Here is a 15123-nt window from a genome sequence, read left to right as displayed (position 1 = left end):
AACTCTACTGTAGAAAGGATTTTCTTTTCTCAAATAAATGTCACAAACATCTAACCAAAAAATAATTAATAATTTAAAAACTAAATCAATGGGCAGTACAGGGTCAGGTAATTTTACTGATTATCAGGGATTTTCAGGGGGTGATTCTAAGCAAGGTGGAGAATCGTTAGAAAACAAATGCAATAGAGCATTTAGGACGGAGTTAGAAGATGTTGATTCATCTCAATATTTTAGTTCAAAACAGCATCTACCTAACGTTAATACGGAAGCAATTATAGAGTTCAATGGGCACAGAATAGTTGCCTTAATAGATAATGAGGAAATTGGAAATCTACCAACCAAGTATAATTATTTACGTCAATGTTTGACAGAAAATACCTATTCTGGATTAGTCTCAAACACATCAACAACACCAATTAATTCAATTATCATAAATGTTTCGCCAAATGCATAATATTTGCCTAATAGGAGATATTTTAGTTGATGTGACTCTAAAAAATAAAGACGAAAATTTGAAGATGAGACTCGGAGGAGTATCACATTCTGCAAGAGGTCTATGGGCAATCTCGGCAAATTACAGTCTTGGATATATTTCTCCCAAATATCTTGATGAACGTATACATAATTATTTTGATCATTACGATAGCCCAAAACTATTTAAAGTTGCAGACACATTAAATGCTCCTAATTTAATTTTAATTGAGGAAGCTCGAGAAATTGGTGATCAAGGATATGATTTAATCTTAAGAGAAAATAACAGATATAATTACTTGGATTTCGAGTCGCCAAAATGCGACAGTTTTCTAATTACTTCAGGGGAATATGATATTTCAAGAATTCTAGGAAAACTGGGAGTATATCCAATTAGTCTTGAAGTAGCAAATTTAAGTCTAGAAGATTTATGTGCTCTCAATTTTAAATTCAAAAATATATTTATATCAACATCAAGTAAGATTTTTTTAAAATATATAGAGACCAATAATTTTGATTTTAAAACTTTTGCTTCACTATTTGAAAGACTATGCGAAAAACTAGTTTTAAAAGAAAATAGAGGCGGAACAAGGCTTTATGATTTTATTGAAGATAAAGTCCATCAAGTTTCTTCTCAAACCATGCCCATTCAACATTCGGTAGGAGTAGGTGATGTTTTTAATGCAATTTTTGAATCTGCTATTTATAGTAAGGTTGATGAGAATCTAGCCTTAGCTTCTTTTGTTGCTGCGGAATATGCAAGCACAACATTCCCAATGAATTTTAAAAATTCAGTTGAAAAAATTTTAAAAATACCTACTAATGATTTAGTAGGTCTACAAGGCACTATATTGAATTGGGAAAATAGAAAAGATATTAATATTTATATTGCGGCTCCTGATTTTGACTTTGTTGATACTAGTTTGATCGATACCTTAGAAAAAAGTTTACTATATCATAATTTTTCACCAATAAGACCAATAAAAGTAAATGGTCAAATGAAAGAAAGTGATTCTTCACAACAGAAGCAACAGTATTACAACGAAGATATTAGACTTTTGAATAAATGTAAAATTGTCATTTGTGTATTGTTATATAATGACCCTGGAACCCTAGTTGAAATTGGAATTGCATCTGAAAAACAAATACCAGTTTTGCTCTACGATCCATTTAACTTAGCTCAAAATTGTATGTTAACACACTCTTGCAGCCTCGTAACAAACAATATGGATGAAATAATTTGTGAAACATTTATTAAAAGTTCTAAAATATGCAAGACTTTAAAAAGGGAGTGATTTTAGTTTCTGGAGGTTTAGACTCGACTACTCTATGTTACTTATTTATGAAAAAATGTGTTGAATTTGTTCCATTGATAATTAATTATGGTCAGCATTGTTTTAAGACTGAATTAGATCGGTTGAATAAAGTACTTCCTGAGCAATACGTAAGTAAAATTGAAATATTAGATATTTCAGATATTTATAAATATTCAAATTCTAAATTCATAAAGGCTTCTAATCTTTGGGAAGAAAGTATAACTGCTGATGATTTATATATACCATATCGGAATGTTTTAATATTGACCGTTGCAGCCTCATTTGCTAGAACATTAGGCTTGAACAACGTATATTCTGCATTTATCAACAGCAATCACGCAAAAGAAATTGATTGTTCAAACGATTTTTTTAATAATTTGGAAAGTCTTCTTAAAGACTATGGCTCTGTTAAAATCGAGATGCCCTTCAGAGATTATTCTAAATTTGAAGTCGCGAAATTAGGAATTGAATTAGGAGCCCCAATAGGCAAAACCTTTTCTTGTCAGGCATCTCCGGATGTACCTTGTGGTGCTTGTCCAAATTGCGTTGATAGATTAGAAGCTTTGAAAAGACTAAGTGAATGAGTCAAAATATTGAAATAAATAAATTAATTCAATTTATAGAGGGTAAACATGACTTTAGTTTAATTAGAAGCAATATTTGTTTCTATAATAACCATCTAGGAGCTGTCTTGACGGATATTATTTTACAAGCCGGTTTGAATTATAAAACAGTGGTTTTGCCCAGAGTTTTAAGAGTGTACAACAATTTTGAAGAAGCTGATAACCTTGAAAATTTAATTTTTACAATCAATAGTGTTGGTTTAGAAAGTTTTTTGAATTGGAAGAATCATATAAAATTAAAAAGATTTCAATCAGTCATTAATTTTCTAGATGAAAGCTCTATACAAACTACCAGTGAATTACTAGATTATTTAAATGATAGTTCAAATTTAAAATATTTTAAATCTATACCGGGAATTGGTGACAAAACAATTGATTACTTCTTTAAGCTTATGCATGTTGAAACAATTGCGGTTGATAGACATATCATTAATTTTTTGAATAAAGCTGAAATTGATTACAATAGTTACCAAAGCGCTAAACGAATAGTAGAATTTACAGCGGATATGCTAAATGTTTCTAGAAGAGATATAGATTATAGTATCTGGAACTATATGTCAGGTAACTCATTTCAAAATGTATTGGAATTTTAAAATTAAGTAGACCCCCGCTACCGCCAGTCTGTGACTGGTGGCGCTTATAAAGCGCGTTAACAGAGCCACTAAAACCTGATCTTAATAGGATGCGTAGCACTTATAAAGTTCACAACCCTACAGCGCCCTATTGCGTTTCCTTGGCTACCGTCCATTGGATTGATGCCTTAGTCGGACAGACAGGCTTGCCCTGAGGTAGTTAACTTCTGTCTGCACATGATGATCCTTCAGGTTTGATAAGAGATTTTAAAAAATTTACATCAAAAGCAGTGATTGAGGCTATTTTAGAAAAGTCACAGGAACGTAGCAAAGAATGGCTTCTTTGGATGTTTGAAAGGGCTGCCGGAAATAAAGGTAATGTTACTCAAACATCCATTTTGGCAGCATCACAATAAACGCATTGAACTTTGGAGGAGTAAAGTCATCAAACAAAAACTGGAATATATTCATAACAATCTGGTGAAATCTGGTTTTGTTACCAATCCTATAGCTTGGAAGTACTCCAGTGCCAGAAATTTTCAGGATGATCCTACGGTTATCAAAACAGATGCCATGGGATTTATGGGTTAATAGATCAATACGCGTATTGCTAACCACCCGCCACAGACTGGCGGCAGCCTGGGGACCAGTACTCAGCGAGATGAGTCAGTTTTTAGTGTACCGTATCTTACAAAATCTTATCAGATCTCAACGGATAGCACCGTCAAAAAGTGATGCTATCTCGTAAATTTTGAGGGATATGGCTATATTTAATGTGGATAAAACGAGTTGTGGTGCATTTTGACCGAAACACATTAAATTGAAAATCGAACTAAACTGACCTTAAAATTAGATGGATTTAACCAGGCATTGTGAATTGTGCGATAATCAGAAAACTGATTTGAAAATAGGCACAACTTGTGGATTAACTGACCGGAAGCCTCAATTTAATAAAACTTGTGCAACAATTAAACTGACTGACAAGTTTGAAAACAAACTCAAATCAGTAAACATTGAATACGAAAACTTTAAACGAAAAAAAACTTTGACTTACATATATTTTGCTGTTTTCCTTATAATTGGAATTGCAGTAATTATGGGCGGATATTTGTTAGGCAAATATGCTTTGGATAGCGGAGTTATTTCAACAGTACCTATAATAGTTATGGGAGTTGGCCTTGCACCACTTGGAATGGCTTTTGGAACTTTAAACAAACACCGACAGGATATTGGAGCTGCAAAATACAAAAAAGATAGAATTGACCAAGTGTTGAACGAATACAGAATTGAATACGATATAAACATTATGTTCGGAAAAGAAATTCATGGAACTCAAGAAGTTTATGCTGATTTAAAAACAAAAGGATTACGATAAATAAAAAAACGAAACCATAGCAAACACGTTGTGCATAATATGAAAAAAGCGATAATATTGATAATTGGATGTACAATTTTACAAATGAGTTTTTCTTGTAAAGCTCAATATGCTGCGACTGAATTAAAAGACAATTTTTCTACCGAACAAATCTATGACCTAAATGAAATAACTAACTTTTTTAAAAATCAAATCTGTGATAATAAAAACTCAGACTTTAAAAGTTGCTTTTCTAAAATATTACCTGAATTATTAGAATATGGTTGGCAACCGATTTCAAAAAAAATAGATTTTGAAAAACAAAAGAAACTTTATAATTCGATTTCCAAATCTACATTTAATGAAATATGGGAATTTGGAAAAGCGACTTACCCAAAAACTGGATTAGAATTAAAAAGTATAGGTTTAAAATACAATGGAAAATATCAAAAATATTTGACTGAACTCGGAAAAGATAATGCGGAAATAAAAGAATACGCTGAAAGTCTTATTGCTGCGGGCGATTTTGAATCAATGGGTTTACTTCAACAACGGATTTACAAAAACCCAAACGACTTTGATTTGAACAATCCCAATATTCAGTTGTTGATTGCTATTCATTATCTCTCACAAAATGACCAAGAGAAAAGAAGAGATAAATGGACAACGGAATAAAAAATACTACTGCCAATAACTAGCGTTCCTGCGGCCGGTACAGCTTGTCCCGTTGTATAACGGGAGCCTAGCATTAACACTGTGTTGATTGAACCGATGTTTAAAATTATCCCACACTCAAAACGCGATAGCCTATGAAAAAAATGTTTATTTCGGCACTTGTATTACCGTTGCTACTAGCATGCGCATCCTCAAAGCCACGTACTTCTGGTCTGGGCAATTTTATGGCAACGATGCAGGTAGACGAACCCATACCCGGGGTGTGTGACAACTCCAAAATACTGGCGTTGCTGCCTTTTGAAGGTAACGGACAGGTTAAAGCGCAACCGCCACTAACCAAAAAGCAACTCTCGGAAGCGCTAAATGCTGAAGTAACCTTTATAAAAGATAAGCCCAACTATAGCGATACCGGTATGGTGAATCTAATCGTAAACTGTGAGGGAACGATGGTGCGTTGCCAGATCGATAACAAAACCCAAAGCCCTGAACTCGATCAGCAAATTGTAGCGGTATTTTCTAAAATGAAAGACTGGAAACCCGGGACTTACAAAGGTACTCCGGTAGATTCTTCGGTTCTGTATCGCTTCACTATAGAAAACGGAGTTATTAGCTTGTAAAAGGAAAATACAATCAAATGAGCAACTATAAAAAATACTCACCAGCAGTATCCTTATCATCAATCGCACGGAGGCGCTTTTAAAAGATACGGGTTAGATTAAATAAAAAATTAAAACCTATAGTACCCTATGTTGCTCAAAAAGAACGTTCCCATAGTTTTGGGTTTGATTCAAATGCTGATTTCAATGTATTGGATTTTTGAAATGAGCAGGCTGTATTACAGGTATCACTATACCGATGTCCTTTTTGCTTTTAGGTATCCCGACTGGGTCATTTTTGTAAATGTATTACTCAGCCTGCTTAATGGGTTTTTGGGATTTCGAGTATTAAGGGGAAATCTGGCTGTAGCGAGAAGTTATGCACTTATGCTTTGTTTAATTCTCCTGGGAGGCTTGATTAATATTGGGATATTGTAAATTTAAGTGTATGTACAACACAAGATATCAACCATAGCTATAAGAAGATAGGACATATATTTGAACAGGGATCAAGTTTTAGAAGCTGCCTTTATCTTTGAAAGGGTTAATGGTGTTGTGCATGGTGATTTTGAGAACGATACCATTGCAGCATCTGAACTAAAGCACTACCAGCCTGCCGAATTGGAACAACTAATGATCAAGGGCGTAGATTCTGGCTTGTATAGAAATGATGAGGAACGTGTTGGGGTGTATTGGGCATTATCAAAAAGTAATAATAGAGCGCTCCTTCCGCTTTTTAGAGATTGGTTAGGTATCGAAGTAGCAGCGAATAATAATGAAACTACACTTTTTCAACTTTTGGTAGCTCTTGACCAATTGGATGAACCGGTATTTCCTAAAACACGAAGGAGTCGCGCAGCAGATGAGACTGAACTTAATTTGCGAGATGCTAAAAGTTATTTGAGTAACATATAAAAAACTTACTCTCTAGCAGTGCCATTATCATCAATCGCGTAGAGCGTTTAGATTAAGGGTTTGCGTTAATTTTCTAATGTTGAATTGAGTAATTCTAACTTCTATTCATGTTTGTTCATTTTCTTTGCTTCTCCAAAGAAACCCTTCGGCTATCGCTCAGGGCAGGCTCAACAAAAGAAAAGAGCCTCTCGCTTAGGAATTTTTCGCTACCGCGAAAACTGCTTTGTCAGTTCCGCGTCGCTACCGCTCCTGTCCTTTGGAACTTCCTACAGCTATTCTGAACCGAGGGAATTGTGATTTCTTTAACCCCCTTAGGGTATGGGTGATTTCTCTTTCTTCTATTATCTCTTATTTCACTTCTAAAATCTAATGTTTAATCGATTGCCAGTAACGGCCTACTTTTTAGATTTGTAGTAAAACAAGCGGGCACCGCAGCGGTGGGCAGCGGAGGATAGCTTAGCGCAGCGGTTTGCTATCCGCAGGCAAAGGGGTTTGCGTAGTTTTCAAGGATCTAAAAATAAGCCTAGATTTTTTTGGTTCGTTTTTTCATCGATGGAAAAAATGAACAGGAGTTTGAATAAAAGTTTATATTTTCAATTCGTGTTTCTTACTTTTCTTTGCTTGTCCAAAGAAAAGTAACAAAAGAAAAGACCCCCTCGCTTAGGAATTTTTTGCCTTATCAGGCAAAAACCGCTTTGTCAGCTCCGCGTCTTTACTCCAATTTTTCTAAGAGTGAATTTTAATTAAAGTAAAGTATTCCCTTCCAAAGCCCACGCGCCACCTGGCTCATTCGCTAAAAAGGTCTACGAGACCTTTTTTTAACGCTCTGCCCTCGCAGCTATTCTGAACCGAGGGAAGATTAGATTCTTGTAACCCTTCGGGTATGGGTAATTTTTAATAACATAGTACAGCGGCCTACTTTTTAGATCTGTAGTAAAACAAGCGGGCGCCGCAGCGGTGGGCAGCGGAGGATAGCTTAGCGCAGCGGTTTGCTATCCGCAGGCAAAGGCGTTTGCGTAGTTTTCAAGGATCTAAAAATAAGCCTAGACTTTTTTGTTTAGCTCACTCGCTTAGTTGGTTATGGTGTTCGTGAACCTCCTAAAGTCGGTTTCTTTTTTGGGCGATGCAAAAAAGAAAGCTTATTAATTATGATCTTTTCAGTTCAACGTTGCTATCGCTCCTGTCCTTCGGAACTTCCTGCAGCTATTCCTATAACCGAGGGTGTTTTGATTTCGTAGAACCTTTGGGTATTAAAAACTCTTCTAAGAATACGCGATTGGAATCGCGCACCCACAGAGAAATCAGATTTGACAGGATAGTTATAAAAAAAAGCACGAGTTTGAGTTGTTGATATTCTTAAAAAATAGGGTAGCAAAGGCTATCTTTAAACCTAAGAATGCGATAGATTGTTATTTATTAACGTATAGATTAGCACTCTAAAGGGTTTACTAGAAAAAGAAGTTTAGGTCACTGAAAAGCGCTTTATAAAAAGGAATCATAATTGCATGGATAACAATCTGAATACCCTAAAAACGGAAGTTTATGATAAATGTTCGCTGGAGATTTCAGAATTTTTTATGGAGCCTGAAAGTAAGGAATATGATGCGTGCCGTTATAAATTGAACGGAACACGGATCGTAAGCAGAAGCTCAAAAGTTACGCCTAAGAAAGTTGGCCAATTTGTGACGTTCTGGAAACGTACTGGTAACGGACCCATTGAGCCGTTTGATGCAAAGGATCCTGTTGATTTGTATGTGGTCAATGTAAACACAGCAGAGGCTTGGGGTCAATTTGTATTTCCAAAAGAAGTACTGCTTGAAAAAGGGATCATCTCATCAGCAACGCAAGCAGGTAAACGCGCATTTAGAGTATACCCCAGCTGGGACACCGCGCAAAGTAAACAAGCGGTACGCACTCAAAAATGGCAGTTGAAGTATTTCTACGAACTGAACACTTCGATCGATTTCAAAAAAGTGGTAGCCTTGTACAACGGGTGCCCCTTGTCTTAAAGCATATATGGGTAGTGTTGAGGAGTTAAAACATAGTGTTTAGTACGATTAAATTAATCGTTAAGCTGAATTATACGCGTAGAAAGTCCTAAATTTCTATATTCAGAATAGGGGGAGACCCGCATAGGTTTTTTAAAATTTAAGCTTTAGAATATGGAAGATTACTTAAAAATAATGACCAATACTTCGATTATAATTAATCGAATTGCGTTCCTATTGGATCAAGAAAACATTTCAACACGTATAAAGGATCACGTTGAATCAGCTAGATTGGGAGGTTTTGGAATTCCGCAGAATGATATAGAGTTATATGTTTATAAAGCTGACTTTGAAAGAGCTCAGGAGATCATTGATAAAACGGATATAGCCGTAGACCAGTAAGAAAGAATTAAAGTTAAATCATGAAAAACACATGTTACCTTTTAATAGGTTTACTCATTTTTACCAGCTGTAAAGACATGAATTCAGAAGCTAAAGAAGCAGTTACAAAGCAAACCGAAGAGCAGTTGCGCCATGTTGTTTTATTCAGTTTTAAAGAAACCGCGAAACCCGCTGAAGTTGAAAAAGTAGAAGCCGCCTTTGCCAATCTGGCTGTTGAAATCGATGAAATCAAAGCTTTCGAGTGGGGTCTCAACAACAGTCCGGAAAATTTAAATAAAGGCTTTACGCATTGCTTTTTTGTTACCTTTACGAGTGAGCAAGATCGGGATAGTTATTTAGTGCATCCCAAGCATCAAGAATTTGGTGCGATGTTAGGTCCGGTTTTAGAAGATGTTCTGGTCGTGGATTATTGGAAGGAATAATTTATTCGATAATCGAGATTAAATTTTCTAAAGCTGGTCTTCAATTCCAGATTTAGTCTTGTGGGATGAGGTACTTTCTCTTTCTTCTATTATCTTTTGTCTTAATTCTAAAATCTCAAGTCTTTAGATCACTTCACCCCATAAACCAACTCTAAAAACGCCTCAATTTGACCAGGCTCTAACCAGCGTAAAACAATCACTAAGTCGTTCTCTTGATCAATAACAATAAAATTACCGCCAAAACCTGCAGCATAATACAAGTGCTCCGGTAGGTTCTTCCAATGTCGGGGTCCGGGTTGATTCAGCCACCACATATATCCGTAATTGGGATTTGGTGCAGACGGTTGTTGCACCGCGTTGACCCAATTTTCGGATAGCAAGCGTTTGCCGTTCCAAATACCGTTATTGAGAAACAGCAATCCAAAACGCGCCATGTCTTCTGCACTGATAAACATTCCACCACCGGAGTGACCACCACCTGTTACGGACTGCATGTGTAGACCGTCTATGGTCGTCCATGCTTGGTCATAGCCAAACCAACGCCATGTGGTAGAAGCGCCTATGGGATCCATAATCTGTTCTTTTAAAACCTGAGGAAGCGGTTTGCGCCAGGTTTGTGTAAGAGCATAGGCAAGAACGTTGACCCGCACATCGTTGTATTCAAAGAAAGTGCCAGGCTCTTGCAGTTCGCGGTTTTTCCAGGCATCAATATTACCTTCTCGTGGCGGGCGATCTGCCCAGTCCTTACCGCCCCAGAGTTGACCACTCCAGTCAGAATTCTGTTCCAGTAAGTGTTTCCAGGTTATTTTGCTGTTGTGGTCCCCTTCAAAAGTCCCGTCCCAGATCGTATGACTAACAGGATCCTTCACATCAGCGATGATACCGGCATCTATTGCAAGTCCGGCAGTTGTAGAAAGGAAGCTTTTGGTAACGCTAAAGGTCATATCTACCCGTTGGGTATCTCCCCAGCTGGTTACGAGATAGCCGTTTTTAAGAATCATTCCTGCGGGACCACCGCGCTTTTTTGTAGGTCCCAGAATTTCGTGATAAGGTTCGCGTTCAAAGCCTTTTAGAATAGCCTGTCTCAAATCACGGGATCCTGAATATTCATGTGCTAATGCAAAAGCAACAGCTTCCTGCAAAGATTCTTCAGAAAAAACCTTGTCAGTGTTCGTATAAGTTTCCCACCGGGCTCCAAAGGAAGGAAAATAAACTTCCTGAGCAGCAACTTCAAAAGAAAGACAGTTGCAACAAGAAATAGCAGAAAGAAGCAGTAACCGGAAATACTTCATAGTATAGGATTAGTAGTAAAAATAAAAAGCTAAATAGTTTCTGTTGATGTATAAATCTAATCTTTTAATCATTCTCTAACAAAATCAGAAGAATCTATAGCTAACTTTGATATTTAGTGAAGCAATCATCCTAGTAATCGATACTAAATTAGCAGTTGGTGATTTTCTCAAAGAGCTTAAAGAACTCGTTGAACTATTAGTATTTAGGTAAAATAATCGGATAAGCTTCCGGAAGAAAAAGTTATAGCTGAAAATTAATGACGGCGTGGTGAAATATTGTGAATTTACCGCGTATTTTTTTGAAAAAAATATATTATTTTAACGAGATGAAACAAGATTCTTTATTTAATGCGATACGTTCTGAAGATACAACCACTATTAAAGAATTATTGTCTGAAAACCCTCAACTTATAAATGCTAAAGATCAACGCGGGTCAACCCCTTTGCTTTTATCAAGCTATTATGGGTATATTGATGTAAGTGAACTTATTATAGACAGTGGTGCTGAGATAGATGCTAAGGATGCATCTGGAAACACTGCCTTGATGGGAGTTTGCTTCAAGGGATATGTTGAGGTGGCTAGACTGTTGATCAATAAAGGAGCAGATGTGAATGTGCAAAATTTTAATGGTGCGACTGCGCTTATCTATGCAGCTACCTTTAATCAAAAAGAGCTGGTGGAATTATTGCTGAAACAAGGAGCAGATCCTTTACTTAAAGATTCCAGAGATCTTACAGCAGAAGACCATGCGCGGATGCAGGGACTCTCTCAAATAGAAAATATTTTAAAGCATGCTACACCCTGAAGTAGTAGAAGAATTGTACTCGGTGAGATTTAGAAACAGTGGTTTTAAGAGAACTCCTGTACTATATGCTGATGCTGAAAAAAATTTTAGACACTTTCTTATCAATACAATTGGTGAGAATGTGTTTGTGATGACTACGGCATTGGGTCTTGATGTCTATTACAAAAGCACCCGTAACCATACCGACTTTATAAAAAACAACTTGTGGCTTTTTAAAGATAATCTTTCGTCAGAGCACGTTGAACTTCAGGTTGAAGAACAAGAAGGTGTGGCGGTTTTACACTACCTCAATACGGTTATTGATACCTTGATCGAGCATCCGCAGTTGTTTTTATCCTGTTGTAAAAAGTTTTTACAACATTATAGAGATTCAGGCATCAAAACCAGAATGATACAGCTTCTGTATTCTACTTTTGAAACTCATTTACAAAAATTGATCACAGACGAGAAAACTCCGTATGCAACAAAAATCAGAAAATTGTTGCTTGACTCTGAGCTCTCTCATTATACGCTAATAGATAATTTTACAAGTCTTTCTAAACAATCTACAAGCGCTATTCGTTTCAATTAAGAAGAATATTCTTCAATTTTAATTTCTTGTTTCCCTTCAGTCGCGATAGAATTTTTAAAAATGCTAAAGCAGTTATGTAGGCATCTCCCATTGCTTTATGTCGGTCAGTACGCGAAATATTGAGTTCTTCACACAAATCGTCTAGCGTGTATACTTTATCCGGGTTTGTGATGTTTACCAGATGAACCGTGCGTTTGTAGAGTGCGCCGGTATCTGTAAATTTATTCTTTAGTTTAGGTGCTCCTAGCCGCTTGAGGGCATAATTGATGATTCCTACATCAAAACCCACGTGATGACCTACTAAAATATCGGTACCTATAAATTTCAAAAACGCTTTTACAGCTTCTTCTTCGGTTACCTTCTTGTATTTTCTGTTTTCTCTTAAGATCCCGTGTATTGCAGCGGCTTCCTCACTAAACATATCTTGTTTCACATAGAGTTCAAAACTACTGGCAAGATTGATCTGGTTGCCGGTCAATTCTAATGCACCAATGCTCAACATCCGGTCTTCCCGGGCATTGGTCCCTGTGGTTTCGGTATCAAAGATTATAAACCGCGCGGTATCAAAGTCTGCGGTATTTGTCTTCGAAAATTGTGCAGCATAGGCTTTATAGAATTCTGGCGGATCTTGCTTTTTGCTGAAAAAAGGAATGTACATAACTACTTGAGATTATAGCGAAGCGTGAGCAACTCCTGGATGTCATGAATGGATTTGAAACAGCGCTTCAACTTGAGTTTTTCGGCTTTGCTTAAGGTCGCGAGTTCTATAAACCTCCCGGAATCATCATGTAAGATCCCTTGTTTGGTTCTGAATTTCAGTAAGGCTTTAAAGGCATAGGAGCAATTCTCGTAGATCTCTTTATTATTTGCTTCGAGTTCGGCTAGGCGCTCAAACCGACCTGCTGTATTGTTGATGTTGCGTAACTTATGATTGAGGCTCAAGACACGGGCGGCATCAATTAACGGCATTAATGCCCGGGCTTTTACATCAAAAAAGTCTTTGTGATCTCCACTTTCTTCAACTAAGAACTGTCTAAAAAACCCAAGCGGAGACGGACTGCGTATGGCATCTTTTGCCATTACCCGGTAAAACATGGGGTTTTTATCTAAGGTTAGTAATATGTTATCAGAAAGCCTGGTTACCAGTTGGGTATCACCAAATACATAACTGTAATCAAAGAAAATAGCAGATAGCAATTGGGTTTCCGGGGAAGGATCTGTAATCCAGATATCGTATTGTTTTTTCCATTCGGAGAGCGACTGGCACCATCTGGGATTGCTCGCCATCATATCTGCCGGACAATAGGCATAGCCCACTTTATGCATCGCACGTGTGGCAATACGGGCTAACTTGATGAAATAGGCTTGGGTGGCTTCGTATTCTTCTTCCGGCACGTTATCAAAAACGATTGCATTATCTTGATCGGTAAATAATAACTGCTCTTTACGTCCCTGACTTCCCAACGCCAACCAGGCGAATTTACAAGGAGGCGGGGTTTCCATCTTCTTGAGGGATAGCTCTAGAGCACGTACTGCAATCGCATAATTGATCTCGTTAAGAATATTGAGAATCTGTGATAACGGAAGGTTTTGATCTAAATACTTTTTTAGCAATCGGGATACCTTCAAGCGTACATCACGCAATCTTTTGGTACGTTTTGCCAGTTTTACTTCTTTCAAAAGCACGACGGGGTTATTCGCAAAAGAAACCACGATGTCGTGTTCGGTGATCAAACCGAGTAATTTAGAATCTGGTGTTCCGTCTTCGGTGATACACAAATGATTGACTTCATTCTTAAGCATGATCAATTGTGCTTGCGCAACGGTAGGGTCTTTCTGAAAACAACGTACCGGAGTACTCATAATCTTAGTAACCGGATCTGTAATGCTGTGCGCTCCTGTAGCGATACGGTCACGGAGGTCACGGTTTGTGATGATACCTACGGGCTTTTCAGCGTCAATTACTACGATCGAACCCACGTTGCGGTGGCTCATCTTTTTTGCTGCAACCTGTATTGTCGTATCTGGACTGCACGTGAGAATATTTTTAGAATAGCGCGCTTTTTGAAGATCAAAAATCTCACTATTACGCTCTACCGAATATTCCGTAAACAATTTGCCGCTTTCTTCCAGCGAGTAGGGGTCGCTCACATTAGAAGCAAAGGTAGCGATGAGAAAATTACTCACCTCTTTATGCTCTAATGCGATAGGTAAAAACAGGTCTATGGGAATTCCATAGAGAATGGACTCTTCATTTGCAGAAGCAGAAAGTTCGTAGTCTTCTTTTGTGATCAACGGGCGCAGTCCAAAAAGGTCTCCTTCATCACAGATATCTGCAATCTTGGGTTCGTTATCTACGGTTCTAAACAAGCGAACTGCACCATCTTTTACCACATAGAACATCGTGTGATTGGTGTCTTTTTCTTTAAAAATGGGTTTATCTTTCTCAAAATAAAGCACCTGAACCTGTCCGGCTATTTGCAACAAGCTATCCGGTTCTAAAAACTGAAAAGGAGGGTACCGCTTTAAAAAATCGGCAACACGTTCTGCAATAGTATTTTTCATAAAAGATCTAATTCAGGTTACGGCGTTGTATAAAAAAGCGTTTCAGTAAAGCACTGGCATCCGTTTTCAGAATACCGCTTGTGACCTGGGTTTTAGGATGCAGGTGGGTTCCCAGATTTTTGTACCCTCTATTCGGGTCAGCTGCTGCATATACCAGGCGTGAAAGTTGGCTCCAATACAAAGCTCCCCCACACATTTGGCAAGGTTCTAGAGTCACATACAAGGTGCAATCTGTTAAATATTTTCCACCTAAATAATTAGCCGCCGCTGTGATGGCCTGCATTTCTGCATGCGCCGTTACATCATTAAGGCGTTCCGTAAGGTTGTGCGCACGGGCTATTATGGTGTTGTTTACAGTGATAACAGCTCCCACGGGGATTTCTCCCAGATCAAAAGCGGTCTCTGCTTCCAGCAGTGCTTTTTTCATAAAATACTCATCATCAAAGGGTTCTATCAGAGCCATAGTCTTGCTTTTAAAGAATGAAGATAAAAAGTTTTTTGCAGTATCATTTTTAAAAGACCAACTTATTATTTCTGTTAGTTCGGCTACCTTTG

Annotated in this window: 20 protein-coding genes; 16 read left to right on the top strand and 4 right to left on the bottom strand. The window is 37.5% G+C overall.

Features of this window, described 5'->3' with window-relative positions; translation table 11 throughout:
• Positions 1 to 37: 37 nt before the first annotated feature.
• From DSM03_RS01570 to DSM03_RS01505, 14 genes are all read left to right on the top strand, one after another.
• Positions 38 to 454, top strand: a complete 417-nt coding sequence (locus DSM03_RS01570; protein ID WP_128761618.1) for a hypothetical protein — start codon at positions 38 to 40, stop codon at positions 452 to 454.
• Positions 447 to 1766: a nucleoside 2-deoxyribosyltransferase gene (locus tag DSM03_RS01565; protein WP_161567085.1), complete on the top strand. Its 1320-nt coding sequence runs from the start codon at positions 447 to 449 to the stop codon at positions 1764 to 1766. Before DSM03_RS01570 ends, DSM03_RS01565 begins: the two co-directional genes overlap by 8 nt.
• On the top strand, positions 1742 to 2371 hold the full coding sequence (locus DSM03_RS01560; RefSeq protein WP_128761616.1) for a 7-cyano-7-deazaguanine synthase: 630 nt from the start codon (positions 1742 to 1744) through the stop codon (positions 2369 to 2371). The genes DSM03_RS01565 and DSM03_RS01560 overlap by 25 nt, the downstream gene beginning before the upstream one ends.
• Positions 2368 to 3003 carry a hypothetical protein gene (locus DSM03_RS01555; protein WP_128761615.1) on the top strand — a complete coding sequence of 212 codons (636 nt, stop codon included), beginning with the start codon at positions 2368 to 2370 and terminating at the stop codon, positions 3001 to 3003. Before DSM03_RS01560 ends, DSM03_RS01555 begins: the two co-directional genes overlap by 4 nt.
• 357 nt (positions 3004 to 3360) lie before the next feature.
• Positions 3361 to 3573: a hypothetical protein gene (locus DSM03_RS19080; RefSeq protein WP_236638854.1), complete on the top strand. Its 213-nt coding sequence runs from the start codon at positions 3361 to 3363 to the stop codon at positions 3571 to 3573.
• Positions 3551 to 3730 (top strand): hypothetical protein, encoded by a 180-nt coding sequence (locus tag DSM03_RS01545; protein ID WP_128761614.1) that lies wholly within the window; start codon positions 3551 to 3553, stop codon positions 3728 to 3730. The genes DSM03_RS19080 and DSM03_RS01545 overlap by 23 nt, the downstream gene beginning before the upstream one ends.
• A gap of 105 nt (positions 3731 to 3835) precedes the next feature.
• Positions 3836 to 4357: a hypothetical protein gene (locus DSM03_RS01540; RefSeq protein WP_128761613.1), complete on the top strand. Its 522-nt coding sequence runs from the start codon at positions 3836 to 3838 to the stop codon at positions 4355 to 4357.
• A gap of 39 nt (positions 4358 to 4396) precedes the next feature.
• A complete protein-coding gene (locus tag DSM03_RS01535) occupies positions 4397 to 5011 on the top strand; it encodes a tetratricopeptide repeat protein (protein WP_236638853.1) in 615 nt (204 codons plus the stop codon).
• A 134-nt stretch (positions 5012 to 5145) separates the two neighbouring features.
• A complete protein-coding gene (locus DSM03_RS01530) occupies positions 5146 to 5628 on the top strand; it encodes an energy transducer TonB (RefSeq protein ID WP_128761612.1) in 483 nt (160 codons plus the stop codon).
• A 129-nt stretch (positions 5629 to 5757) separates the two neighbouring features.
• Positions 5758 to 6045, top strand: a complete 288-nt coding sequence (locus DSM03_RS01525) for a hypothetical protein (protein ID WP_128761611.1) — start codon at positions 5758 to 5760, stop codon at positions 6043 to 6045.
• Between the two features lie 60 nt (positions 6046 to 6105).
• The gene (locus DSM03_RS01520; protein WP_128761610.1) at positions 6106 to 6522 is read left to right on the top strand and encodes a hypothetical protein; all 417 of its coding nucleotides are present in this window, start codon (positions 6106 to 6108) and stop codon (positions 6520 to 6522) included.
• A 1505-nt stretch (positions 6523 to 8027) separates the two neighbouring features.
• On the top strand, positions 8028 to 8531 hold the full coding sequence (locus tag DSM03_RS01515) for a MepB family protein (RefSeq protein ID WP_128761609.1): 504 nt from the start codon (positions 8028 to 8030) through the stop codon (positions 8529 to 8531).
• Positions 8532 to 8684: 153 nt separating this feature from the next.
• On the top strand, positions 8685 to 8912 hold the full coding sequence (locus tag DSM03_RS01510) for a putative signal transducing protein (protein ID WP_128761608.1): 228 nt from the start codon (positions 8685 to 8687) through the stop codon (positions 8910 to 8912).
• A 20-nt stretch (positions 8913 to 8932) separates the two neighbouring features.
• Positions 8933 to 9334 (top strand): Dabb family protein, encoded by a 402-nt coding sequence (locus DSM03_RS01505; protein WP_128761607.1) that lies wholly within the window; start codon positions 8933 to 8935, stop codon positions 9332 to 9334.
• A gap of 128 nt (positions 9335 to 9462) precedes the next feature.
• Here the strand turns inward: DSM03_RS01505 and DSM03_RS01500 are convergent, their stop codons facing one another.
• Positions 9463 to 10626 (bottom strand): serine hydrolase domain-containing protein, encoded by a 1164-nt coding sequence (locus tag DSM03_RS01500; RefSeq protein WP_128761606.1) that lies wholly within the window; start codon positions 10624 to 10626, stop codon positions 9463 to 9465.
• A gap of 326 nt (positions 10627 to 10952) precedes the next feature.
• Here DSM03_RS01500 and DSM03_RS01495 point away from each other — a divergent pair, with 326 nt between their 5' ends.
• Together DSM03_RS01495 and DSM03_RS01490 are read left to right on the top strand one after the other, a co-directional pair.
• Positions 10953 to 11432 (top strand): ankyrin repeat domain-containing protein, encoded by a 480-nt coding sequence (locus DSM03_RS01495; RefSeq protein WP_128761806.1) that lies wholly within the window; start codon positions 10953 to 10955, stop codon positions 11430 to 11432.
• On the top strand, positions 11419 to 12003 hold the full coding sequence (locus tag DSM03_RS01490; protein WP_128761605.1) for a hypothetical protein: 585 nt from the start codon (positions 11419 to 11421) through the stop codon (positions 12001 to 12003). The genes DSM03_RS01495 and DSM03_RS01490 overlap by 14 nt, the downstream gene beginning before the upstream one ends.
• Here DSM03_RS01490 and DSM03_RS01485 read toward each other — a convergent pair.
• Genes DSM03_RS01485 through DSM03_RS01475 form a run of 3 tightly spaced genes read right to left on the bottom strand, consistent with a single transcriptional unit; the run spans position 11996 to position 15025 of the window.
• Positions 11996 to 12661 carry a 3'-5' exonuclease gene (locus tag DSM03_RS01485; protein WP_128761604.1) on the bottom strand — a complete coding sequence of 222 codons (666 nt, stop codon included), beginning with the start codon at positions 12659 to 12661 and terminating at the stop codon, positions 11996 to 11998. The two genes, DSM03_RS01490 and DSM03_RS01485, sit on opposite strands and share 8 nt — an antisense overlap.
• 2 nt (positions 12662 to 12663) lie before the next feature.
• The gene (locus DSM03_RS01480) at positions 12664 to 14568 is read right to left on the bottom strand and encodes a DUF294 nucleotidyltransferase-like domain-containing protein (RefSeq protein WP_128761603.1); all 1905 of its coding nucleotides are present in this window, start codon (positions 14566 to 14568) and stop codon (positions 12664 to 12666) included.
• Between the two features lie 7 nt (positions 14569 to 14575).
• Positions 14576 to 15025 carry a nucleoside deaminase gene (locus DSM03_RS01475; RefSeq protein ID WP_128761805.1) on the bottom strand — a complete coding sequence of 150 codons (450 nt, stop codon included), beginning with the start codon at positions 15023 to 15025 and terminating at the stop codon, positions 14576 to 14578.
• Between the last annotated feature and the right edge of the window lie 98 nt (positions 15026 to 15123).

It is taken from the genome of Leeuwenhoekiella aestuarii (assembly GCF_004104055.1).
Lineage (GTDB): Bacteria > Bacteroidota > Bacteroidia > Flavobacteriales > Flavobacteriaceae > Leeuwenhoekiella > Leeuwenhoekiella aestuarii.
Note: the sequence above shows the minus strand (reverse complement) of the source record. Positions and strands in the feature narration are given on the sequence as shown.